Genomic DNA, 23329 nt, shown 5'->3' on the forward strand with positions numbered 1-23329 from the left:
ACTCAAAGCAGGCGGACCTCGCGGATTTCGCGCACGCGCAGCGCCTCGTTGACCGCGCGCACGGTCATGTCGCAGCGCCAGTGATTGCCGTCGCTGCTGATGGCAAACATGTTGTAGGCCGCGGCTGGATAGTGGCCATGCGCGATCGAGGAGGCCGAGGGCACGCCGACGACCGGGATCTTGCGCTCCGGGCCGTCGATCCAGATGGTCGAATGCACGTGGTCATGGCCGTGCAGGATCAGCTCGACGCCATGGCGCGCGAGCAGCGCGATCAGCTTCTTGGCGTCGGTCAGCCGCTTCATCCGGTGGGCCGAGCGCAGCGGATGATGCACCAGCAGCACGCGGAACAGCTGCTCGTGCGCAAGCGATTCGAGCAGCAGCTCAAGCGCGGCGAGTTGCGCGCTGCCGATCCGTCCCGTCGCCATGAACGGCGCCGAGGGCACGGCCGAGGACAGGCTGATCAGCGCCAGCGGCCCGCGCCGGCGCAGCGACGGGAACGTTGCCGGTCCCGCGGCATCGCCACCGAAATAGTCGGCAAAGCTCTCGGCGAAGCGCAGCCGGGTCGAGCGCACATAGGCGTCGTGATTGCCCGGGATCGCGGTGACCCTGTCCGGCGGACCCACCGTCCTGAGCCAGGCCTGGGCGAGCGGGAATTCCGATTCCAGGGCGAAATTGACCAGATCGCCGGTGACGGCGATCTGGTCCGGCATCTGCGTGTGCAGGTCGGAGATGAGCAGATCGAGGATGTCGCTGCGATGGTATTTGTAGCGATTGCGCGTCCAGTTGAGATAGCCGAGCGCGCGCTTGCCGGCGAGCTCCGACAGGCGCGGCTTGTGCTGTGGCGCGAGATGCGGGTCGGACAGATGGGCGAGCGTGAAGGCGGCCATTATGCCCCTCGGTGCCGATGGCGGATGCAAGCGCGCCCAGATGTCATCTCGTGCTATCCCTCGTGGTGCCCGGCTCTCATGACAAGCCCTGCCAGCGAGCGCAAGAACAACCAGGACGACGACAGCGATGACGACACATCTGAGCCGGCTGCGGATCCGGTTCGAGCCCGTGCTCCGCCGCGGCTTCCATCTCTATTGGCGCTTCGCCCGCGGCATGACGCTCGGCGTCCGCGGCGTGGTGCTGGATGCCGAGAACCGCGTGTTCCTGGTCCGGCATGGCTATGTCTCGGGTTGGCACCTGCCGGGCGGCGGCGTCGAGGTCGGCGAGACGTTCATTGAGGCGCTGACGCGGGAGCTGTTCGAGGAGGGCCGGATCGCGCTCGAAGGCGAGCCGGAGCTGCACGGCATCTTCCTCAACAGCCACGTCTCGTCGCGCGACCACGTCGCCGTCTTCATTATCAAAAGGTTCACGCAGGACCGGCCGCCGGAGCCGAACCTCGAGATCGTGGAGACCGGATTCTTCGCAAATGATGCGCTGCCGGAGGGAACCACGCTCGGCACGCTGTCCCGCCTGCGCGAGGTGCTAGACGGCGTTAAGGTCATTCCCACCTGGCGGCCGGAACAGCACGTTGCCGCCGGATCATTATGAATTTCTGCACCGAATGAGGGCAGTCTCCCGGCCGTGGGAGAGGGGTCGATGATATCACCTTCGATGCGGATCGCCGTGCTGGTGCCCTGCTACAATGAGGAGGCCGCGGTCGCCACCGTGGTCCGCGATTTCAAGCAGGCGCTGCCGACGGCCACGGTCTATGTCTACGACAACAATTCCAAGGACCGCACCATCGAGGTCGCGCGCGCGGCCGGCGCCGAGGTGCGCAGCGAGCGGCGGCAGGGCAAGGGCCACGTCGTCCGGCGCATGTTCGCCGATGTCGATGCTGACATCTACGTCCTGGTCGATGGCGACGCGACCTATGACGCGCCGAGTGCGCCCGGCATGATCGCGCGTCTCGTCAGCGAGCGGCTCGACATGGTGGTGGGCCTGCGCGTCGACCAGGAGCAGGCCGCCTATCGCATGGGTCATCGCACCGGCAACTGGATGCTGACGAGCTTCCTCGCCGAGGTGTTCGGCCAGGCCTTCAAGGACATCCTGTCCGGCTACCGCGTATTCTCGCGCCGTTTCGTCAAATCCTTCCCCGTCCTCTCCGACGGATTCGAGATCGAGACCGAGCTCACCGTGCATGCGCTGGAGCTGGCGCTGCCGGTGGCCGAACTGGCGACGCCATACTACGCGCGGCCCGAAGGGTCCGTCTCCAAGCTCAACACCTGGCGCGACGGCTTCCGCATCCTCGGCACGATCCTGAAGCTCTATCGTTCGGAGAAGCCGCTGCGATTCTTCACCGCGATCGGCATCTTCCTCGCGCTGGTCTCGATCGGCTTCGCGATTCCCATCTTCGTCACCTATATCGAGACCGGACTGGTGCCGCGGCTGCCGACCGCCGTGCTGTCGATGGGCCTGATGATCATGGCGCTGCTGTCGGCCTCGTCGGGCCTCGTGCTCGACACCGTCACCCGCGGTCGCCGCGAGATGAAGCTGCTGGCCTATCTGTCACACGCGCCGATCGAGGGGTGATGCAGGCGAAAGCTTGTGTCCGTCCGCCGTTCCGGTCATGGTTCGGGCGTCAACGTCCTGAACGAGAACACCGCCTCCATGCCCATCCTCAACAGCATCGCCGCGCTCGCCGACGACATGGCCGCCTGGCGCCGTGATTTCCACGAACATCCGGAATTGATGTACGAGGTGCACCGCACCGCCGGCATCGTCGCCGAGCGCTTGCGCGAATTCGGCTGTGACGAGGTGGTGACCGGCATCGGGCGCACCGGCGTGGTCGGTGTCATCCGCGGCCGTCGGACGAGTTCAGGTCGCACCGTCGGCCTGCGCGCCGACATGGATGCGCTGCCGATCGAGGAAGCCTCGGGGGTGCCCTATGCGTCGAAGACGCCGGGCCTGATGCATGCCTGCGGCCATGACGGCCATACCGCGATGCTGCTGGGTGCCGCCAAGCATCTCGCCGACACGCGCAATTTCGACGGCACCGCGATTGTAATCTTCCAGCCCGCCGAGGAGGGCGGCGCCGGCGGCAAGGCGATGGTCGACGATGGATTGATGACCCGCTGGGGCATCCAGGAGGTCTACGGTCTGCACAATGCGCCGGGCGTGCCCGAAGGCGTCTTCGCGCTGCGGCCGGGCCCGATGCTGGCGTCATCGGACCAGATCGAGATCACCGTCCGCGGCAAGGGCGGTCATGCCGGCGCCGGGGTTCACAAGGCGGTCGACAGCGTGCTGATCGCTGCGCACATCATCACGGCGCTGCAGTCGATCGTGTCGCGCAACGTCGATCCGATCAAGTCGGCGGTCATCTCGATCTGCGTCGTCGAGGCCGGCAAGGCGATGAACGTCATTCCGGAGACCGTCGAATTGAAGGGGACCGTGCGCACGCTGGATCCCGAGGTGCAGGATCTGGTGGAGCGCCGCATTGCCGAGGTCGCCGACGGCATCGCCCGCACCTATGGCGGTGAGGCGACGACGAAATACACGCGGCTCTACCCGATCACGATGAATCATGCGCGCGAGACCGGCGTCGCCGCTGACGTCGCCCGCGACGTTGTCGGCGCGGAGCGGGTGGTCGACAATGCGCCGCCGCTGATGGGGGCCGAGGATTTCGCCTTCATGCTGCAGGCCCGTCCCGGCGCCTTCGTCTTCCTCGGCATGGGCGACGGCAAGGATTGCCACCACCCGGCCTATCGCTTCAACGACAACATTCTCGGCCATGGCGCCTCCTATTGGGTGCGGCTGGTCGAGAAGACGATGCCGGCTGATTGATGCCGGCGGCGTGGCGCTAGCTGCGAGCCGTCGCCTGCAATGACCGTTGGCGCCACTGCCGCGGGCTGCAGCCGCTCCAGCGCGCGAAGGCACGGGAGAACGCGGACGCCTCGGAATAGCCGAGCAGGAAGGCGACGTCGCCGAGCGGCAAATGCGCTTGGCGCAGATAGTGGCGGGCGAGGTCGAGCCGGGTCGCCTCAACGAGGTCGGAGAAGGTGGCGCCGAACTCGGCAAGCCGGCGCTGCAACGTCCACGGCGTGGTCGACAGCGCGTCGGCGACCTCCTCGAGATGCAGCGCGCCGGCCGACAGCCGCCGTCTGATCTCGCCGCGGATCAGATCGAGGAACGCCGGCGTGCCGCACGAGCCGGCGACACTGGCAAGATCGGTCGTGAGCCGCTGCAGGCGTGACAGATCGGCCCCTGGCATGGCGCGGTCCAGACCGCGGTCGCGAAACACCAGCGCATTGGTGCCTTGCGACCATCCGACGTCGGCATCGAAGGCTGCCTCATGATCGCGCCAGGCGGCCGGCCGGGCATGCTCGAACAGCACCATGTCAGGCGCCCAGCCCGATGGCAGGCACGCGCGGAAGACGTTCGCGAACATGCCCATGGTCAATTCGGCATCCTGCCGGCGATCGACGATCGAGCCGTCGAGGATGCGATATTCGAGGCGGAGAAAGCCGTCCTTGCGGGCGAGGCGGGTCTCGGTGGCCTGCTGATGCCAGGGAAACCACAGCGCGAGATGCTCGATCGCCGAACCGAGCGTCGGCGCGGACAGCGCGATCTCGCCGATCAGGCCGAGCATCTGCGGCTGGTAGCGCTGGCCGAACCACAGTCCGAAATTGTCGTTGCCGGTCTCCTGCGCGGCGTCTTCCATCATCGCGACATAGTCGGCGAGGTCGAGCGCGCGGCGGGTCTGGCCCAGGCATTCGGCATCGATGCCCACCCGTTCGAATACCGCTTCCGGACGGCCTCCCGTCAGGGCGATGAAATCAGCGACACCGGTCGCAGCAGCGGCCAGAATGTTCCGGCTGCGGTCGCGCGGATGCTCGCGTTCGGCTGCAAGAGGCTGTGCCATGAAATCCTCGCCTTTGAGGACGTACGCCGTCGGTTGACACCTCGTAGTTATGCAAGTCACGTGCCTGCCGAAGCGGGCTATCGATAAAGCCCTCCGCGCAGGGACGCGGAGGGCTTGCCTCGATCCTGGATCTCGCGGGCCCTGGCGGATCAGTCGGCCATGGCGCGGGCCTCGGTCAAAGCGATGTCGAGCAGATCGTCATTCGCCGCGTTGCCGCGCTTTCCGGCCGTCAGACGATAGAGCAGCAGACCGGCGGCGAACAGCACCACGAAGGCGGCGAACACCTGCAGGTTGAACCAAATCATCGTGAGCAGCGAGAGCGTCGCGCACACCAGCGCCACGGCCGGGAGCACCGGATAGAGCGGCGCCTTGAACGGCCTGATAAGATTGGGCTCGGTGGCGCGCAGGCGGAAGAGAGCGGCCATGCTCATGATGTACATCACGAGCGCGCCGAATACGCTCATGGTGACGATGTTCGCCGTCAGCGTCTGTCCGGCGAACTGGATGAGCTCGTCGGAGTAGATCGCGGCGATGCCGATCACGCCGCCGGCCAGGATCGCCCAATGCGGCGTGCGGCAGGTCGGATGCAGTGCGGCGAGCTTGGCCGGCAGGAAGCCGGCGCGCGACAGTGCGAAGATCTGCCGCGAATAGCCCATGATGATGCCGTGGAACGAGGCGATCAGACCGAACAGGCCGATCCACACCAGCATGTGCAGCCAGCCGGAGTTCTCGCCGACCACGATCTTCATCGCCTGCGGCAAGGGATCGTTGATGTTGGCGAGCTTCGCCCAGTCGCCGACGCCGCCGGCCATGATCATGGTGCCGAAGGCGAGCACGACGAGCGTCAGGATGCCGGCAATGTAGGCGCGAGGAACGGTCCTCGTCGGATTCCTGGTCTCCTCCGCGGCCATGGCGGCACCTTCGATCGCCAGGAAGAACCAGATCGCGAAGGGGATCGCTGCGACGATGCCGCCGATGCTCGCCAGCGAGAACGAATTCTCACCGGCCCAGCCGTTGGCGGTGAAATTGGCGAAGGAAAAACCGGGCGACACGACGCCCATGAACACCAGGAGCTCGGCAATCGCCAGGACCGTGACGAACAGCTCGAACGTCGCTGCGATCGATACGCCCGCGATGTTGAGGGCCATGAACACCACATAGGCGCCGAGCGCGGCGGTCTTGGGTGACAGCGCCGGAAACTGGACGTTGAGATAGGCGCCGATGGCGAGCGCGATGGCAGGCGGTGCGAACACGAATTCGATCAGCGTCGCAAAGCCGGCGACGAAGCCGCCGAGCGGGCCGAAGGCACGGTAGGAATAGGCGAACGGACCACCGGCATGCGGGATCGCGGTGGTGAGCTCGGTGAAGGAAAAGATGAAGGTCGTATACATCACCGCGATGAAGATCGTGGTGACGAGGAAGCCGAGCGTGCCGGCCTTGTCCCAACCATAGCTCCAGCCGAAATATTCGCCGGAGATGACGAGCCCGACCGCGATGCCCCAGAGATGGAGTCCGGTCAGGCTCTTCGAAAGCGTCGGTTTGGTCTCGTCACTCATGTCCAGTCGCTCCTGTCTGTTTGTGATGGGTGATTTGTGATGACGGTGTGGTCGTCTCGATCGCGGCGTCCGGCGCCGCCTCCTTGAGGCCGATGCCGGTGACGCCGATCCGCAGCGCCTCGCGCACCAGCCAGGCCAGCTTGTCGGCGGCGCGCTCGGCCGACAGCCCATGGTGGTGAATGTTGGAGATGCAGTTGCGCGCGCTGTCGCGCAGGCCAGGGGCAGGGTGCAGAGTCAGATACACACCCAGGGAATCCGCCGCCGACAGACCCGGACGCTCGCCGATCAGGACCGCCACCAGCCGGGCGCGCATCGCGGCGCCGACAGCGTCACCCAGCGCCACGCGCGCCTGCGAAGCCAGCACGATCGGGCCGATGGACAGGCCCGTCAGACGCGCCGCGGTGGCGATCACGACAGCGGCGGCATGGCTTTCGACCGCATCCGCCGACAGCCCGTCGGCAATGATGAAGACGAGATCGTACGGACCGGATGTTAGCCTGGCGGCATCCTCCGCGGCCAGGCGACGCCCGAGGTCGGGCCGGCGCAGATAGCTGGCGCGGTCCGTCGCTGCGCTCGCGACCTTGATCACCTCGCGCGGCGCGAGCGCGTCGGCGATGCCGTCGAAATTGACCTTGCTCCATACGGCATCGCGCGCGAGCGCATGCGCCATCTGGAATTCCAGCTTCGCTGCGGTCGGAAGCCCGTCGCCGGAGCGGCCGAGGGCGACGCGGGCGCGCGTCATCCCGCGCAGCAGGTCGAACGGATCGTCCCTCATGCCCGCGCTCCCTGGCCGATCAGCCGGACTACGGAAGGCGCGCTGCCCGGTAATGGCGGCATGCGGCCGCTTTGGTCGAGCAGGCCCATCCGCGCCAGCCAGGCCTCGAACTCCGGCGCCGGGCGGCGGCCGAGCAGATGCCGCAGCCGCATCACGTCGTGATGCGACAGGCTCTGATAGTTGAGCATGATATCGTCGGCGCCGGGCACGGCGATCAGGAAGTTGACGTTGGCCGCCGCAAGCAGCAGCGCCAGATCGTCCATGTCGTCCTGATCGGCCTCGGCATGGTTGGTGTAGCAGACATCGCAGCCCATGGGCACGCCGAGCAGCTTGGCGCAGAAATGATCCTCCAGCCCGGCGCGGATGATCTCCTTCGCGTCGTAGAGGTATTCGGGACCGATGAAGCCGACCACGGTGTTGACCAGCAGCGGCGAGAAGGCGCGCGCCACCGCGTAGGCGCGGGCCTCGACCGTCTGCTGATCGAGGCCGTGATGAGCGTCGGCCGACAGCGCCGCGCCCTGGCCGGTCTCGAAATACATGACGTTGTTGCCGATCGTGCCGCGCTTCAGCGACAAGGCCGCGTCCTGCGCCTCGGCCAGCAGCGCCAGGGTCACGCCGAAGCCGGCATTGGCAGCCTCGGTGCCGGCGATCGACTGGAAGACGAGATCGAGCGGCGCGCCTTTCCCGATCGCCTGGATCGAGGTCGTGACGTGGCTCAGCACGCAGGACTGCGTCGGCACCTCGAATTTGAGCCTGAGATCATCGAGCATCGTGAGCAGGCGGATGCAGGCCTCGACATTGTCGGTCGCGGGATTGATGCCGATCACCGCATCGCCCATGCCGAACAGCAGGCCATCGAGCGTGCCTGCGGCGATCGCCCGGGGATCGTCGGTCGGATCGTTCGGCTGCAGCCGCGACGACAGCCGCCCCTCCAGGCCGATCGTGGAGCGGAAGCGGGTCACGACCCGGCATTTGGCGGCGACAGCGACGAGATCGCCATTGCCGCAGAGCTTGGAGACCGCGGCCACCATCTCCGGCGTCAGGCCCGGCGCGAGGGCGGCCAGCCGGTCAGCGTCCGCCTCCCAGGACATCAGCCATTCGCGCAATTCGCCGACGGTCAGCGACGCGACGGGCGCGAATGCGGCGGCATCGTGGCTGTCGAGGATGAGGCGCGTGACCTCGTCGCTCTCATAGGGAATTAGCGGCTCGTCGAGGAAACGCCGCAGCGGCACGTCAGCGAGCGCCATCCGCGCCGCCACCCGTCGCGCGGCGCTGTCGGCTGCGAGGCCAGCCAGCTCATCGCCGGACCGGCGCGGCGAGGCGCAGGCCAACAGCGTCTTGAGATCATCGAACACATGAGTTTCGCCGCGATGGCGCGACCGGAACGCACCCGTCATCTTCGACCTGCCGCTCGTGCTGCGTCAGAGCGGTCCCAGCGGCCGCGACAGCGACCACAACGCTCATGACCTGGGGCAGGTTAAGCGAGGGCGGCTCCGGAAACTTGACATTTTAGCACAATCTTCGGTCACGCCACGCGAGTGCTCAGAAAATTGGCATTGGCGATCCCGGGGCGAGCGAATGCTGTCAACGCGCGGACGGCACGCCATGGACCGCGCCGCTCCAGAATGCTATCTCGCCACCCCACATGAGTGACCTGTCCATTACGATCTCCGCCGAGAAGCCGGGCGACGCGCAGGCGATCGAGCGGCTGCATGAGCGCACCTTCGGCCCCGGCCGCTTCGTGCTGAGCGCCTACCGCTTGCGCGAGCATGTCGATCATCTGCTCGCGCTATCGTTCACCGCCCATATCGGCACTTTGCTGGTCGGCTCGGTGCGGCAGCTCCCGATCTGCGTCGGCGACACCAAGGCGCTGATGCTCGGGCCGCTGACGGTCGAGCCGCCGTTCCGCAAGCACGGCATCGGCCGCATGCTGATGGAGCGCTCGATCGCGGACGCGCGGGCGCAGGGCCATCGCTTGATCCTGCTGGTCGGCGACGCCGCCTACTACAGCCGTGTCGGGTTCAAGCCGGTGCCGAAAGGCCGGGCGATCATGCCGGGCCCGGTCGACTACAACCGGCTGCTGGTGAACGAGCTCGTCGACGGCGCGTTCGAGGACGTCGAGGGCGCGATCCGTCCTGACTGGGACTACGCTAGGTAGGTCGTCATTGCGAGCGAAGCTGCGAAGCGAAGCAATCCAGAGCCCCAAGAGAAGTCTGGATTGCTTCGTCGCTTCGCTCCTCGCAATGACGAAGGGGGCTCAGATTGCTTTCCTCCGCGCCCCGACCGAATTCGCAATCAGAACTTGAGATTGGCAAAGATCCGCACGCCGATGCCGGGCAGTAGCACCTCGTCCTTGGTGTAGGAGACCGAGTTGCGGATCTTCTCGTTCAACAGATTGTTGCCGACGAGGCCGACCAGCATCTCGCGCGCGCCGAACATGTTCGGATTGAGCTTGGTGCGGTAGCTGACCTCTGCCTTGAGCAGGTTGTAGCCCGGCGTCGGAGTCTCCGCGATCGGCGCGATGTCGTTCTGGGCGAAGGCGTGCAGCAGGTTGATGCGGGTCAGCCAGTTGGCATCGCGCCAGAACAGGCCGCCGCCGACGCGCATCGGCGGAATCCGCGGCACGTTGGTGCCGTCGGAAAAGGTGGCGCGGACGACGTCGAACTGGTTCTCGATGCCCAAGATGCCGCTGCCGAGCGGAGCGACATCGAACTGGCTCTGGAACTCGAAGCCGCGGAACAGCGCGTTGCGCTGCGAGTAGACCGCTTGGTTCAGCGCGGTGCCCGTGGTGCCGCAGGACGCGAAATCGTCGTCGCACATCACGCCGGTCAGCCGGCGATAGATGAAGTTGCTGAACTGCGTGTAGTAGGCCGTGGCTTCGAAGCGGAACGGGCCAGTGGCCTTGCGCAGCCCGGCCTCGACGGTCTTGGCCGTCTCGATGGTCAGGTTCGGATTACCGATGTCGAAGGTTGCGGTCGCATCGTGGCCGCCGCGCGAGAACAGCTCGGCTGGCTTCGGCGCGCGCTCGACATATTGCGCGGTCACGCTCGCCACCAGATCGCCCGGCAGGTTCTGCAACAGGCCGACGCTCGCGCTCTTCGGCGTGTACGACGGATTGCGGGCGATGTTGGCTTGCGGCGTGCCGTCCGGCAGATAGTCGACCGGAAAGTTCGGTGTGGAGCCGTTCAGCGCGACGTGCTCGATCCGGCCGGCGACCTGCGCCTTGGTCGAGGGCGAGAAGGCGAACTCATTGAAGACATAGCCGGCGACGCGATTGTTGGTGTTGGGGCCGAACAGGCCGTTGAACACCGAGCCGGGGTTGTCGGGGCTCGGCGCATTCAGCTCCTGGTGCCCGGCCTGCACGCCATAGGCGGTCGTCAGCGTGGCGAAGCGCAGATTGACGGGCATCATCTGCATCTCGACGCGCGCTTCCTGCTCGCGATTGGTGAAGGTCTGGCGCACGCCATCGGTGGTCGGGTCGGTGACGGCTGCAAGGCCGAGCTCATTGTGCCGATAGTCTGTCGCGCCGGCCCAGAATCGGATCGCATCGATCGCCGCGGAGTCCGGGCGATACTCGCCCTTGGCGGTGATCTTGGTCTGGTGTGCGTCGATCCGGGTCCGGCTGTCGGCGCCGTCGATGCCGGGGATGTGGTAGAGCGCATCGGTCTGCTGGATCGCCGCGCCGATGAAGCCGCCGGTGAAGAAGTAGCTGCCGCCGATCGAGGCGCCATCGTTCTGCACGGCGGAGTTCGGCTGCCGGCCGTTCACCGGGCGGGTCTGGTCGAACAGATAGGGGTAGCCCGGAATCGAATAGTCGCCGGTCTTGCGGCCGTAGGCATCGGCATGAAGTGCGAAGTTGCCGCCGCCAGCATCGAGCAGCACGCCGCCCTCGACGCCGCGGTCGACCGAGCTGAACGAGGTGCGCGTTTCCGCGGTGACGCAAGGCGCGCTGCCCGCGGCCGGCGCGCTCGCCGGCAGGCCATAGGTCTGGAACGGCGCGGTCGAACAGGTCGGCAGGGCCTGCGGAATGCGGTTGTTGGTGGCGCTGACGACGCCGCCGATCGAGGTGGAGCCGTAGCGCAGCGCCGCGGGGCCGCGGACGACCTCGATCTGGTCGCTGGTGAGCGGATCGATCGGCACGAAATGATCTTCGCCGAGGTCGGACGCACCGCCGCCGCCGATGCCGTTCTCGACGATACCGACGCGGTTGACGTCGAGGCCGCGGATGATCGGCCGGCTCGAGGCGCCCGGCGCGAAGCTCGATCCGGTAATGCCGGGTTTCGAATTGAGAAGGTCGCCGAGCGTGGCGGCGCCGGAGCGGCGAAGCTCCTCGTTCGGCACCACGGTGACGGTTGCGAACTGGTCGGTGACGACAGGCAGCACGCCCTGTTGCGGCGGCGGTGGCGCTGATTGTGCTTCTCGCGCTGGCGTCGGCGCACGGGGCCCGCGCGCGACGCGCGCGGTAGGATTGGGCCGCGGCACCACCGGCTTCCGTGCCCGTATCGGGCTTGGCGCTGTCACGTTGACCTCGGGCAACTCGGCCGCCGGCTTCGGATCGTCAGCGCGCGCGGGCGCACCCAAAACGCACAACATGGCTGCGGCGCTGCAGCCCGACATCAAGGCTCTCGACAACATCCTTCAATTCCTGATCCTGATCAGGCGTCCCACGTCTTTCGTTGCTGGCGGGATGCGCCTGCCGTCGGCTTGCGACGGACCCATTCCTGCACGCTGCCGCCGTGCGCGTGAGCGCAACCGTGGCGGCGTTTCGAGCGGTTCGGATCAGGCGATGGGAGGAGCGCGCGGCTGGAAGGCGGTGTCGACGACAACAGCCGCGACAGTGGCGGTGATCGCATCGGGCAGACGAAATGCCACCGCTTCAGGAGGCGTCAGAACGGGCGTCGGTGATAGCAGGATCGATTGCGCCATCGCCATGACGGCGCAGATGGCGCAGCCATCGGCGGAGGGCTGCTGGTCGGGGTCCTGGCTTGCGGGAGAGGAGCCGGTATGGGCCTGTGCGGTCGTGATACGACTGCCGTCCAGGCTCTGCGTGGAGAGCCAATGAACATGGCCGAACGCGAGCGCGAATTGCAGCACCAGCGCCAACAGCGCGAGCCGCGAGACATCTTTGATGTTCGCGCGAAACCAGCTCATCGCCAGCTCTGGCTCATGTGATCTGGCTCATGTGAGTAGGCCACCCCGTTCGGCTGAGAGGCTCAGCCTTTGTTACAATGTAACATCGCAGAGGCGCCTCTTAGCTGTCAATCAGAGCGCCGCGGCAACGGATGGAAACCGGCTCGCTGTGCCCTTCGCGCCACGTCGCGCGCCGCCGTGGTGCGCGTGTGCCTTCGTGTCAGCGTCCCTCGCGCACCCAGGTTGCGGCGAGCGCGCCGAGCAGCAGCAGCAGGCCGATCACGCCGGCGAACATCGGCAGCACGCCGACGCCCTTGACCACGCTGGCGTCGCGCATCCGCACGCCCATCCAGCCGTCGCCGCTGAACAGCGTCGATGACCTGACGGGGACGATACGCGGCAGGTCGATGCCCGAGCCGTCGGCGATGCGGCGGGCGTCGCCGCCGGTCGCCTGTGCCAGCGGCTTCAGGGTTTCGGTGGTCGAGGTGACCTCGGAGAATTCCTTCGGATTGGTCGGGCCGACATTGATCAGCGCCTTCAGCGTGCCGTCGGTCGCCTGCCACAGGCCGAGCTCGTTGGCGGGCAGGGTCGCGCGCCATTCGCCGGGATCGCCCTGGCTCAGAGTGAGCTCGCGCGTGGTGCCGGACGGCGAGGTCACGGTCACCGGCGGGACGGTGTCGCCCATGGTCTGGCGGATGACGGCGAGATCCTTGCCTTGAATCTGGAGCCGCAGCGCTTCCTCGTCGAGATCAGGCTGCTGCATCAGCCAGTGCGACATCCGCCTGAGCAGATCGAGATGCGGTCCGCCGCCTTCGTAGCCGCGTGCCCACAGCCAGATGTGGTCGGACAGCAGCAGAGCGACGCGGCCGGCGCCGAAGCGCGACAGCAGCAGGAGCGGCTTGCCATCGGCGCCGGTCATGACCGGCGGACTGACCGCATTACGCGTCTCGACGGTGCGGAAGAAGCGGCTCCAGCGCGGCGGCTCGGAGCCCGAGCCCTCGAGGCCGCGCGTAACCGGATGCCGTTTGCCGGCGTCAGATAGATGCGCATAGAAGGGCTTCTCGGTGACACCGACCGGCTCGGCGGGCAGCACCGAATCGAGCGGTGTGCGCCAGATGCTGGTGTTGGAGGCGTAGTCCGGCCCGGCCGAGACCAGCACCGCGCCGCCATTGCGCACGTAGCGCGCGATGTTGTCGAAATAGGCGATCGGCAACACGCCCTGGCGGGCGTAGCGGTCGAAGATGATCAACTGGAATTCGTTGATCTTCTGCTGGAACAGCTCGCGGGTCGGAAACGCGATCAGCGACAATTCGTTGATCGGGGTGCCGTCCTGCTTCTCCGGCGGCCGCAGGATGGTGAAGTGGACGAGATCGATGCTGGCGTCCGACTTCAGCAGGTTGCGCCAGGTGCGCTCGCCGGAATGCGGCTCGCCCGACACCAGCAGCACGCGCAGCTTGTCGCGGACGCCGTCGATCGAGACCACGGCGCGGTTGTTGACGAGGGTCAGCTCGTTGTCGAGCGGCGAGGCCTCGATCTCGACGATGTTCTGGCCTTCGTGCTTGATGTCGACGTCGACATTGGCGGCCTGGCCGCTGGTCAAGGTGCGTTCGCTGATGACCTCGCCGTCGCGCCGGATCACGACCTTGGCGCTGGCGCCGCTGACGCCCTGGTCGTCGAGCCGGAAGCTGATCGTCTGCGGCTGGCCGACGATGCCGAAGCGAGGGGCGGCGGTGATCGCGACGCGGCGGTCGCGCTCGGCCTTCTGGCCCGTGATCAGGGCCTGCAGCGGAGCCTGGAAGCCGAGCGCGGCAACGTTGCCGGGAATGTCGTGCACGCGGCCGTCGGTGATCAGGAAGGCGCCCGCGACCCGATCGACCGGGACGTCCGACAGCGCCGAGGTCAGCGCGCTGAACAGATGCGTGCCGTCGGTCTCGCCATCGGCCTGACCGGCATCGACCACGCGGACCTCGAGGCCCTTGATCTTCTTCAAGCTGTCGACCAGCGACTCCTGGGCCGCCTGGGTCTGCTTGTTGCGGTCACCGAAATTCTGGCTCGGGCTCTTGTCGACCACGACGGCGGCGACCGAGCTCAGCGGCTCTCGGTCCTCGCGCGTGAACTGCGGATTGGCCAGCGCGAGCGCGATCAAGGCGAGCGCGGTGACGCGGATCCAGGCCGAGCGCGAGCGGCCGAGCAACAGGAGCGCGGCGATGACGACGATCGCGCCGATCGCGAGCCACAGCACGACTGTCGGGACCAGAGGCGTGAACGCGATGCCGTAATTCATGAGGCAAACTCGCTGGCTTCGTCATGGCCGGGCTTGTCCCGGCCATCCACGTCATTCCCTCGGAAAACAGGGGCGTGGATGCCTGGCTCAAGGCCGGGCGTGACGACGGAGGTTTTGGCGCGGCTGCGCGTGGCTATTGTCATCACTGCCCAAGCCGTTCGATCAGCGCCGGCGCGTGCACCTGGTCGGCCTTGTAGTTGCCGGTCAGCGTGTACATCACGATGTTGACGCCGGCGCGGAAGGCGAATTCGCGCTGTCGCGGCTCGCCGGGAACCATCGGCAGCATGGCCTGGCCGTCGGGGCGGATGGCCCAGGCGCCGGCGAGGTCGTTGGAGGTGATGATGATCGGTGAGACGCCGTCGCCGCCGCGCGCCGGACGCGAGGTGCTGTCCTCGTCCTCGTCTTTCGGCAGCGCCTCGACCCAGGTCTGGCCTGCGGTGAAGCGACCGGGGAAGTCGCGCAGCAGGTAGAACGTCTTGGTCAGCACGTGCTCGCGCGGCACCGGCTCGAGCTCGGGGACGTCGAGCGACGACAGAATCTCGCGCAGCGACTGCATGCCCGGGGTCTGCTGCGCGCCGTTCTCGCCCGGGGGCGCCTCGACTGCATCGCGGGTATCGAAGATCACCGTGCCGCCCTGCTTCATGTAGGCGTCGATCTTGTTGATCGCGTCCTGCGGCGGCTTCGGCGTGCCCGGCACGATCGGCCAGTAGATCAGCGGGAAGAAGGCGAGCTCGTCATGCGCAGGATCGATGCCGACGGGGTCGCCGGCTTCGAGCGCCGTGCGCTGGGCCAGGAACAAGGTCAGTCCGGTCAGGCCGGCCTTGACGATGGAATCGACGTCGGCATTGCCGGTCACGACATAGGCAAGCCGCGTCTGCGACACCGCGCGCATGGCGAAATCGTCGCTGGCGGCGTCGGCGCGCGCGGCCGTCGGCATCGCGACCGCGAGCAGGGCGCCGGTTGCAAGCACCGCAAGCGCGATGGACGCGGGCGCTGCACGCCGCCGCCGTGCGAGCGAGGCCAGCGCGCCGCCGAGCAGGGCGACGATGACCGCGTCGATCAGGAACAGCAGCAGTGCGGTCGACAGCAGGATGCCCCGGAGATCGCGCGGCTCGGCGGTGGTGTAGCTGGCACGCTTGGCGCGCAGCGTCGACGTGTCGAGCTGCAGAATGCGATCGGCGGGGCTGAGCGTGTTCACTGCGGTGGGTCCCTCGGCTGGGCCATAGAATCCGGGTGGATGATCCAGCGAAGCCCGGTCGTTGAAATCCGCCGGCAGCGGCTTGGCGGTCGAAGGCGGCGGTCCGAAGGCGCCGAAGCCGTCGAGGATGTGCAGCGGCGCCAGCGTGGCCTTGGCGGTCTCACCCGCGGGACCAGGGCCCGGCGTCGAGGTGTAGCCGGACATGTCGACGATGCGGCGGAGCATCTCGACCATCGCGCCTGACATCGGCAGATCGGACCAGCGCATGTCGGCGCTGACGTGGAACAGCGCGATCAGGCCCTTGCCGCGATGCTCGCCGGTGACGAGCGGCGTGCCGTCCTCCAGCGAGGCCCAGCTCTTGGTCGCCAGCACGGCGTCGGGCTCGGCGAGGACCTGGCGATTGACCGTCACGTCCTTCGGGACGGTGATGCCGGCGAACGGGCCGTCGGCGGCGAACGCGGCCAGGTGTTGCGGCTTCTCCCAGGTCAGGCTGCCGCCCAGGGTGCGGCCGCCGCGGCGCAGCTTGACCGGCACGAGATCGTCGTCGCCCTGCGCCAGGCGCGGGCCGGCGAAGCGCACCAGCACGCCGCCATTCTCGATCCAGCCGTTGAGACGGTCGCGCAGCTCCGGCGACAGCGTGCCGACGTCGGCCATCACGATCATCGGCACCTTCTGGTCGAGGAACTGCGTGATGACCTGCTGCGGAGCGCCGCGATCACCGAGGCGGAGATCGGCGAACGGCGCCAGCGCGCGCGTCAGATAGAAGGTCGGCGCGAGCAGCGGTTGCGCGGTGTCGCTGGTGGCGCCGGAGACGATGCCGACCGCACGCCGCCGCCAGCGCTTGTCGAGCAGTTGCACGGCGCCTGCGGAGCGCTCGCCGGCGATCTCGAGCCGGGTGATGTCATTGCGCAGCTCGACCGGAAGATCGAAGCTCGCCTCGGCGTCGTGCGCACCGGCGGCGAAGCCGAACTGCGCTTCGCCGAGCGGCGAGCCCTTGGCGTCGAGCGCGCGCACAATGCCGCCCGGAACCGAGAGATCGGCGCGCAGCACCTTCACGGTCATCTTGGCCGCGGCGTTCTCGGCGCCCGCAAGCGCCAGCGGCGACAGGGTGCCGCCTTCGAACACCGTCAGGCTGCGATCGCCGATGGTCTTGGCAAGGCCGGTGACAAACTCGCTGCCGCGGCCGGGATCGACGCCGTCGGAGAACCACATGATCTCGGCATCGCCGGTCGCTTTCAGGAAGCGATCGAGCTGCGGCAGCGCATCGGCGCGCTCGGTCGTGTAGGCCTTGGGCGCGATCTGGCGCAGCGCGACGCGTGCAGCGCCAGCCGGCATCAAGGTCAGGTCGCGCGTGGGCTCGGACAGCGGCACCAGCGCGACGCCGCGCCGGTCGGCATCGGCATTGGCGATGATCTCGTCGGCGGCCCTGATGCGCGTGTCCCAGCTTGCGGCTGCGCTCCAGCTGTCGTCGAGCAAAAGCACAAGCGGCGCCTTGCTGCCGACGGCCTCGGTGCGCGGATTCCAGATCGGACCGGCCGCGGCGAAGATCACCAGCGCCGCCGCGATCAGCCGCAGCAGGGTCAGCCACCAGGGCGAGCGCGACGGCGTCTCTTCCTTGGGCGTGATGTCGAACAAGAGCCGGGTCGGCGGAAACTCGATGCGGCGCGGCCGCGGCGGCATCACCCGCAGCAGCCACCACAGCACCGGCAGGCTGATGAGCCCGGTCAGCAGCAAGGGTTCGGCGAACGACAGCGGCAGGCCCATCATGCGCCGAGCCCTCCGGGGCCAGCGCCCACTTTGACGCCGCCGCGCGCGCTACCTTTGGCCGTGGTCATACCGGCATGCAGGAACAGCAGCAGCTCGGCGGCCGAGCGGCTGGTGGTGTGGGTTGTGAACAGCCAGTCGAGCTTGCCGGTCTCGGCGCGGATCTGGTCGCGGTGCAGCGCCACGCGGGCGACGTAGTCCTGCGCCCAGCTCTCGGCGCGGCCGGCCGTGATGACCTCGCCGCCCTCCGGCTCGACGAACTCGACGCGGCCGGAATAGGGGAAGGTCTCCTCGGCGGGATCGACGACCTGGACCATCGTGCCGTGCGCACCCGACGCGGACAGGCCGGCGAGCATGGTGCTGATCTCGGAGATCGGCGACCAGAAATCCGACAGCACGACGATCTCGGCGAGCGCGGACGGCACGAAGGAGGGCGGCAGGCTCGGCCTGATCGTCTCATCATGCAGCATCGCCTGCGCGATGCGGTCGATCACGTTGCGGCTCCCGGTCGGATTGATCAGGCCGGGAATGCCGACGCGTTCGCCGCCGGCCACCAGCAACTCGGCCAGGGCGAAGGTCACGATCAGGGCGCGCTCGAGCTTGCTGTCGCGGGCGCCCTTCGACGCGAACGCCATCGACGGCGAGCGGTCCGGCCAGATCCACACGGTGTGCGCGGCCTCCCATTCCTGCTCACGGACGTAGAGATGATCGTCGCGCGCGGAGCGGCGCCAGTCGACGCGCTGCGACGGCTCACCGGAGACGAAGCGGCGGTACTGCCAGAAGCTTTCGCCGGAGCCGGCGCGGCGACGGCCATGCAGACCATGGATCACATTGGCGGCGATCTGGCGCGCTTCGAGCACCAGCCGCGGCAGCGACGACGCCAGCGTCCGGCTTTCGCCATCGGCACGCCGGATTGCGAGAATCTCCTTGTCGGCGTGCCCTGTCGCTGCGGCCATCAGCCAATCCGGCTCTTCAGTTGCCGGATCACGTCCGGAATGGTGCGTCCCTCGGCGCGGGCCGGGAAGGTGAGCGCCATGCGGTGCTTGAGCACGGGCTCGGCGAGATCGAGCACGTCGTCGATCGAGGGAGCGAGGCGGCCGTCGAGCAAGGCGCGGGCGCGCACCGCGAGCATCAATGATTGACTGGCGCGCGGACCCGGGCCCCAGGCGATCAGCTTGCCGGCGTCGCCGGCCTCCGGGCCGGGGCGGGCGGACCGCACCAGCGACAGGATCGCCTCGACCACGGAATCGCCGACCGGCAGCCGGCGTACCAGCCGCTGCGCAGCGATCAGCGCGTCTGCGGTCATCGCGGCCTTGGCGCCGCTCTCTTCGGCACCGGTGGTCTCGAACAGGATGCGGCGCTCGGCGTCGCGATCGGGATAGTCGACGTCGATCTCCATCAGGAAGCGGTCGAGCTGGGCTTCGGGAAGCGGATAGGTTCCTTCCTGCTCCAGCGGATTCTGGGTCGCGAGCACGTGGAAGGGCTTCGGCAGGTCATGACGGGCGCCTGCAACCGTGATGTGCTGCTCCTGCATGGCTTGCAGCAATGCCGACTGCGTGCGCGGGCTGGCGCGGTTGATCTCATCCGCCATCAGCAGTTGCGCGAACACCGGGCCGGCGATGAAGCGGAACGAGCGCTTGCCGCCGGCGCTCTCGTCGAGCACCTCGGCGCCGAGAATGTCCGACGGCATCAGGTCCGGCGTGAACTGGATGCGTTTGGCATCGAGGCCGAGCGTCACGCCCAAGGTCTCGACCAGCTTGGTCTTGGCGAGGCCGGGGACGCCGATCAGCAGCGCGTGGCCACCGGACAGGATGGTCACCAGCGTGTTTTCCACCACGCGGTCCTGGCCGAAGATGACGCTGGAGATCGCATCCTTTGCCGCTCGGATCTGGCCGGAGACCTGTTCGGCCGACCGGACGATCGCATCCTCGAGCTTCTCGGCACTCTCAGCCATTCCCATCGCTCCTTCTGCCCCGCATCTTGAACTTTCGGACGGACGTTCCGCTCCAGTTTGCCGGGACACGGATGCCAACCTATGCGAAGGCGCTGTATTCGTTGAGTTAAACTATCCCCATATTATCGGCATTACGGGGTATTGACGGCATCACGTTATGGCGACCTTACATGACCTGCAGGGCCGCCAGGAACTTTTGCACAGACGACGGCGATGGAATCTTGCACCAATCGTGCCAAGGTGGACGCAAACTCAAGGCAAACCATGGCGAAGCAAGGGCAGACCACCGACAACGGACTCGATCGGCTGACGTCGGCGGCAACGCAGGCTGGCACATCCGCAAAGGGACTGCCGCCGGTGCATTTGTGGAATCCGCCATTCTGCGGCGATCTCGACATGCGAATCGCCGGTGATGGTAGCTGGTACTACATGGGCACGCCAATCGGGCGGCCTGCGCTGGTGCGGCTGTTCTCGACGATCCTCAAGCGCGAGGGTGATCGCTATTTCCTGGTCACTCCGGTGGAGAAGGTCGGCATCCGCGTCGATGATGCCCCCTTCACGGCCGTAGAAATGCGGACGGAGAGCGATGCGCGCGGACCGCTGCTGCATTTCCGCACCAATGTCGACGACTGGGTCGCGTGCGATGCCGAGCACCGGCTGCGCTTCGAGCCTGGCGAGAGCGGCGGCCTGACGCCCTATCTGCATGTGCGAGCCGATCTCTGGGCCAAGGTGACGCGGGCGCTCTACTACGAGCTTGTTGACATGGGTGAGGAGCGGATGATCGATGGGCGTGTCATGTTCGGCGTGGGGTCGGGCGGCGCGTTCTTCCCCATGGCCGATGCAGAACAGGTGAGGGCGGCGCTTTGAACCAGCCCATGGTGAGGAACGGGACCGCTGGGCTCAGTTCAGCCGATTTCTTCGCGCGGGGCCGCGCGCGGTTGCGCTTCGACGTTCCGCAGGCCCTGCTCGATCCGGATGTCATTCCGGCCAGCGGAGATTCCGGCACCGACCGCATGCTCGAGATCATCTCCCGCGAGCAGCCCATCCGCCCCGCGGCGGTGCTGATCCCGGTGGTCGACCATCCCGAGCCGACGGTCCTTTTGACCCAGCGCTCGCCGAACCTCTCGAGCCATGCCGGGCAGATCGCCTTTCCCGGCGGCAAGATAGACGTCACCGATGCCTCGCCGCTCGATGCCGCCCTGCGCGAGGCCGAAGAGGAGGTCGGGCTCGACCGCAGCTTCGTCGACCCGATCGGCTATCTCGACGTCTACGGCACCGCCTTCGGCTTCCGCATCCTGCCCACGGTGGCGCGGGTGCGGCCCGGATTCACGCTCAAGATCAACGAGGGCGAGGTCGACGACGCCTTCGAGGTGCCGCTGGCCTTCCTGATGGACCCCGCCAATCATCAGCTGCATTCCAAGGAGTTTCGCGGCATGGAGCGCTTGTATTACGCGATGCCGTTCGCCGAGCGCTACATATGGGGCGCTACAGCGGGCATCCTTCGGGTCTTGTACGAGCGGGTCTGTCAGCCATGATCCGTGGCGTGTTGACGGAAATCGGAATTTTCCTCATTCCTTTTGCGGTTTATGTGTTGTTTTTGCTCGCGACCAAATCGGGGCTGTTGGTGCCTGTCAACTGGCCCTTTCATCTGATCACAAAATTGACGGTGGCGGCGCTGGTGTTGGTGATTGCAAGTCTGGTCCTGCTCGCCGAGTTCTCCGGCGCGCCGCCGCGTTCGACCTATATCCCCGCTCATGTCGAGAACGGCAGGCTCGTTCCAGGGGTCGAGAAATGATCGGCGCGCGGGTGCTGCATGCGCCCTGGCTCTCGTCCGGTCCCGCCGCGCGCGTGCTCGCGCTGCTCAATTGCGACGGCGAGGAGGCGCGGGTGGTCGGCGGCGCCGTGCGCAATGCGCTGCTCGGCATCGCCATCGGCGACATCGACATCGCGACCACGGCGCTGCCGGCGGAGGTGCTCCGGCGCGCCAAGGCGGCGTCGATCAAGAGCGTGCCGACCGGCATCGACCATGGCACCGTGACCCTCGTGCTCGAGGGGCATCCATTCGAGGTCACGACCCTGCGCGAGGACACCGAGACCTTCGGCCGCAAGGCCAAGGTCGAGTTCGGCCGCGACTGGGTCGGCGACGCGCACCGGCGCGACTTCACCATCAATGCGCTGTCCGTCGGGCCGGACGGCGTGGTGCATGATCACGTCGGTGGTCTCGCCGACATCGCCCAACGCCGCGTGCGCTTCATCGGCGATCCCGCCCAGCGCATCGCCGAGGATTATCTGCGCATCCTGCGCTTCTTCCGCATCCATTCGGCATTCGGCCACGGCGTCCCCGACCGCGAGGGCTATCTGGCCTGCATCGCCGGCCGCGCCGGCCTCGCCGCATTGTCCGCCGAGCGGGTGCGCATGGAGATGCTGAAACTGCTCGTCACCGACGGCGCGGTCGGCGCGGTCACGGCGATGGCCGATGGCGGGTTGCTGACGGCGATCCTCGGCGGCGTCGCCTATCTCGGTCCGTTTGCCGCGATGATCGGCATCGAGCGCGAGCTGGAGCTTTCGCCGAGCGCGGTCCGCCGTCTCGCGGCGCTCGCGGTCGCCGTGACCGAGGATGCGCGCCGTCTCGGCGTCAGACTGAAGCTCTCCAATGCCGAGACCAAGGCGCTGGACGGCATGGGCCATCGCTGGTGGCGGTTCGCTTCCGCCGATGAGGCGCGAGTCCGGCGTCTGCTGTATCGTCTCGGCGAGACCGTCTATCGCGACCGCCTGATGCTCGGCTGGGCGCGGGCGCGCGATCGCGACGACCGGAGCTGGCGCGAGCGTGCGCTGTTGCCGCAGCGCTTCACGCCGCCGAAATTGCCGTTGAAGGCGGCCGATTTCATCGCGCGCGGGGTTGCGGAGGGACCGCTTCTCGGTCATGTGCTCACCCTCGCAGAGGATGCCTGGCTCGCGGCGGACTTTCCGCTCGACGAGGCATCGCTGAACGCGATCGCCGATCAGGCGGCGGCGCGTGTCAACCGCGACGGACGTTCATGAATTTTCTGGCAGGCTTTGCCGACATCTCGCTCCTGCAACTCCTGCTCGTCGCTTCCGTCGCTCTCTTTGCTTCCATCATCGGTGGTCTCGCCGGCTACGGCACCGGCGCTCTCATGCCGCTCGTGCTGGTGCCGATGGTCGGCGCCGAACCCGTCGTGCCGATCATCGCGATCTCGGCGATCCTCACCAACCTCAGCCGCGTCGTCGCCTACATCAGCCACGCCGACCGCACGCGCGCCGTGATCGTCATCGCGGCAGCCGCGCTCACGACGGCGCTCGGCGCCTACGGCTACACGCGACTGACCAATGCCGGCGCGGCGTTCGTGATCGGCACCATGCTGATCATGAGCGTCCCGCTGCGGCGGATCCTGCGCAAGCGCGAGGTCAGGATCGGCAATGGCGGGCTTGCCGCCGGAGCAGTCGGTTATGGCGTGCTGGTCGGCGGCACCTCCGGCTCCGGCGTGATCCTGCTGTCGCTGCTGATGGCGGCGGGCCTGGAAGGCGCCGCGGTCATCGCCACCGACGCGATGATCTCGGTGGCGACGGGCGTCATCAAGATCTCGGTGTTTGGTTTGGCCGGCGTGGTCACGGCGCAGGTGCTGGCCTTCGCGCTCCTGATCGGCGCGGTCGCGGTGCCGGGCGCGTTCCTCGCCAAGGCCTTCGTCGCCCGCATGCCGGTGCACATCCACGCCGCCATCCTCGACGCCGCCGTGATCACCGGCGGCGGCGTGATGATCGCGTCGGCGCTGCGGCACCTGCTGCCGGCGGGATAGCCCTTCG

General features: G+C 67.4%; 20 protein-coding genes. 9 read left to right on the plus strand and 11 right to left on the minus strand.

Annotated features, from left to right (window positions below):
- Positions 1–2 precede the first annotated feature (2 nt).
- On the minus strand, positions 3–887 hold the full coding sequence (locus tag QX121_RS09940) for a metallophosphoesterase (RefSeq protein ID WP_315811810.1): 885 nt from the start codon (positions 885–887) through the stop codon (positions 3–5).
- Positions 888–1014: 127 nt separating this feature from the next.
- On the opposite strand from QX121_RS09940, the gene QX121_RS09945 reads away from it, so the two are divergent.
- The 3 genes from QX121_RS09945 to QX121_RS09955 all read left to right on the plus strand — a co-directional run bounded on the left by QX121_RS09945 (position 1015) and on the right by QX121_RS09955 (position 3768).
- Positions 1015–1536, plus strand: coding sequence for an NUDIX domain-containing protein (locus tag QX121_RS09945; protein WP_315811811.1), 522 nt, complete (start codon positions 1015–1017; stop codon positions 1534–1536).
- Positions 1537–1584: 48 nt separating this feature from the next.
- Positions 1585–2517, plus strand: coding sequence for a glycosyltransferase family 2 protein (locus tag QX121_RS09950; protein ID WP_315773431.1), 933 nt, complete (start codon positions 1585–1587; stop codon positions 2515–2517).
- Positions 2518–2595: 78 nt separating this feature from the next.
- Positions 2596–3768 (plus strand): M20 aminoacylase family protein, encoded by a 1173-nt coding sequence (locus QX121_RS09955; protein ID WP_315811812.1) that lies wholly within the window; start codon positions 2596–2598, stop codon positions 3766–3768.
- Between the two features lie 16 nt (positions 3769–3784).
- Here the strand turns inward: QX121_RS09955 and QX121_RS09960 are convergent, their stop codons facing one another.
- From QX121_RS09960 to QX121_RS09975, 4 genes are all read right to left on the minus strand, one after another.
- The gene (locus tag QX121_RS09960; RefSeq protein ID WP_315811813.1) at positions 3785–4846 is read right to left on the minus strand and encodes an AraC family transcriptional regulator; all 1062 of its coding nucleotides are present in this window, start codon (positions 4844–4846) and stop codon (positions 3785–3787) included.
- Between the two features lie 149 nt (positions 4847–4995).
- Positions 4996–6402, minus strand: a complete 1407-nt coding sequence (gene eat / locus QX121_RS09965) for an ethanolamine permease (RefSeq protein WP_315738364.1) — start codon at positions 6400–6402, stop codon at positions 4996–4998.
- Positions 6395–7177 (minus strand): ethanolamine ammonia-lyase subunit EutC, encoded by a 783-nt coding sequence (gene eutC, locus QX121_RS09970; protein ID WP_315811814.1) that lies wholly within the window; start codon positions 7175–7177, stop codon positions 6395–6397. Before eutC ends, eat begins: the two co-directional genes overlap by 8 nt.
- Positions 7174–8574 (minus strand): ethanolamine ammonia-lyase subunit EutB, encoded by a 1401-nt coding sequence (locus QX121_RS09975; RefSeq protein ID WP_315811815.1) that lies wholly within the window; start codon positions 8572–8574, stop codon positions 7174–7176. Before QX121_RS09975 ends, eutC begins: the two co-directional genes overlap by 4 nt.
- Positions 8575–8822: 248 nt before the next feature.
- Here QX121_RS09975 and QX121_RS09980 point away from each other — a divergent pair, with 248 nt between their 5' ends.
- The gene (locus QX121_RS09980; RefSeq protein WP_315757014.1) at positions 8823–9335 is read left to right on the plus strand and encodes an N-acetyltransferase; all 513 of its coding nucleotides are present in this window, start codon (positions 8823–8825) and stop codon (positions 9333–9335) included.
- A 137-nt stretch (positions 9336–9472) separates the two neighbouring features.
- Here the strand turns inward: QX121_RS09980 and QX121_RS09985 are convergent, their stop codons facing one another.
- The 6 genes from QX121_RS09985 to QX121_RS10010 all read right to left on the minus strand — a co-directional run bounded on the left by QX121_RS09985 (position 9473) and on the right by QX121_RS10010 (position 19507).
- Positions 9473–11794 carry a TonB-dependent receptor gene (locus tag QX121_RS09985; RefSeq protein ID WP_315811851.1) on the minus strand — a complete coding sequence of 774 codons (2322 nt, stop codon included), beginning with the start codon at positions 11792–11794 and terminating at the stop codon, positions 9473–9475.
- A gap of 162 nt (positions 11795–11956) precedes the next feature.
- A complete protein-coding gene (locus QX121_RS09990) occupies positions 11957–12328 on the minus strand; it encodes a DUF2946 family protein (protein WP_315738361.1) in 372 nt (123 codons plus the stop codon).
- 199 nt (positions 12329–12527) lie between these two features.
- Positions 12528–14591 (minus strand): hypothetical protein, encoded by a 2064-nt coding sequence (locus QX121_RS09995; protein WP_315738360.1) that lies wholly within the window; start codon positions 14589–14591, stop codon positions 12528–12530.
- Between the two features lie 142 nt (positions 14592–14733).
- Positions 14734–17556, minus strand: coding sequence for a DUF4159 domain-containing protein (locus tag QX121_RS10000; RefSeq protein WP_315811816.1), 2823 nt, complete (start codon positions 17554–17556; stop codon positions 14734–14736).
- On the minus strand, positions 17553–18509 hold the full coding sequence (locus QX121_RS10005) for a DUF58 domain-containing protein (protein WP_315776137.1): 957 nt from the start codon (positions 18507–18509) through the stop codon (positions 17553–17555). Before QX121_RS10005 ends, QX121_RS10000 begins: the two co-directional genes overlap by 4 nt.
- Positions 18509–19507: a MoxR family ATPase gene (locus tag QX121_RS10010; RefSeq protein WP_315738357.1), complete on the minus strand. Its 999-nt coding sequence runs from the start codon at positions 19505–19507 to the stop codon at positions 18509–18511. The genes QX121_RS10005 and QX121_RS10010 overlap by 1 nt, the downstream gene beginning before the upstream one ends.
- 264 nt (positions 19508–19771) lie before the next feature.
- On the opposite strand from QX121_RS10010, the gene QX121_RS10015 reads away from it, so the two are divergent.
- The 5 genes from QX121_RS10015 to QX121_RS10035 are packed head-to-tail and all read left to right on the plus strand — an operon-like array spanning position 19772 to position 23322.
- The gene (locus tag QX121_RS10015) at positions 19772–20374 is read left to right on the plus strand and encodes a DUF1285 domain-containing protein (protein ID WP_315785698.1); all 603 of its coding nucleotides are present in this window, start codon (positions 19772–19774) and stop codon (positions 20372–20374) included.
- Between the two features lie 8 nt (positions 20375–20382).
- Positions 20383–21042: a CoA pyrophosphatase gene (locus QX121_RS10020; protein WP_409997670.1), complete on the plus strand. Its 660-nt coding sequence runs from the start codon at positions 20383–20385 to the stop codon at positions 21040–21042.
- Positions 21039–21302, plus strand: coding sequence for a DUF6111 family protein (locus QX121_RS10025; protein ID WP_315776140.1), 264 nt, complete (start codon positions 21039–21041; stop codon positions 21300–21302). Before QX121_RS10020 ends, QX121_RS10025 begins: the two co-directional genes overlap by 4 nt.
- Positions 21299–22549: a CCA tRNA nucleotidyltransferase gene (locus QX121_RS10030; protein WP_315811817.1), complete on the plus strand. Its 1251-nt coding sequence runs from the start codon at positions 21299–21301 to the stop codon at positions 22547–22549. The genes QX121_RS10025 and QX121_RS10030 overlap by 4 nt, the downstream gene beginning before the upstream one ends.
- On the plus strand, positions 22546–23322 hold the full coding sequence (locus QX121_RS10035; RefSeq protein WP_315757023.1) for a TSUP family transporter: 777 nt from the start codon (positions 22546–22548) through the stop codon (positions 23320–23322). The genes QX121_RS10030 and QX121_RS10035 overlap by 4 nt, the downstream gene beginning before the upstream one ends.
- Positions 23323–23329 lie beyond the last annotated feature (7 nt).

The sequence above is a fragment of the Bradyrhizobium sp. SZCCHNR2028 genome, from assembly GCF_032380995.1.
Taxonomy (GTDB): domain Bacteria; phylum Pseudomonadota; class Alphaproteobacteria; order Rhizobiales; family Xanthobacteraceae; genus Bradyrhizobium.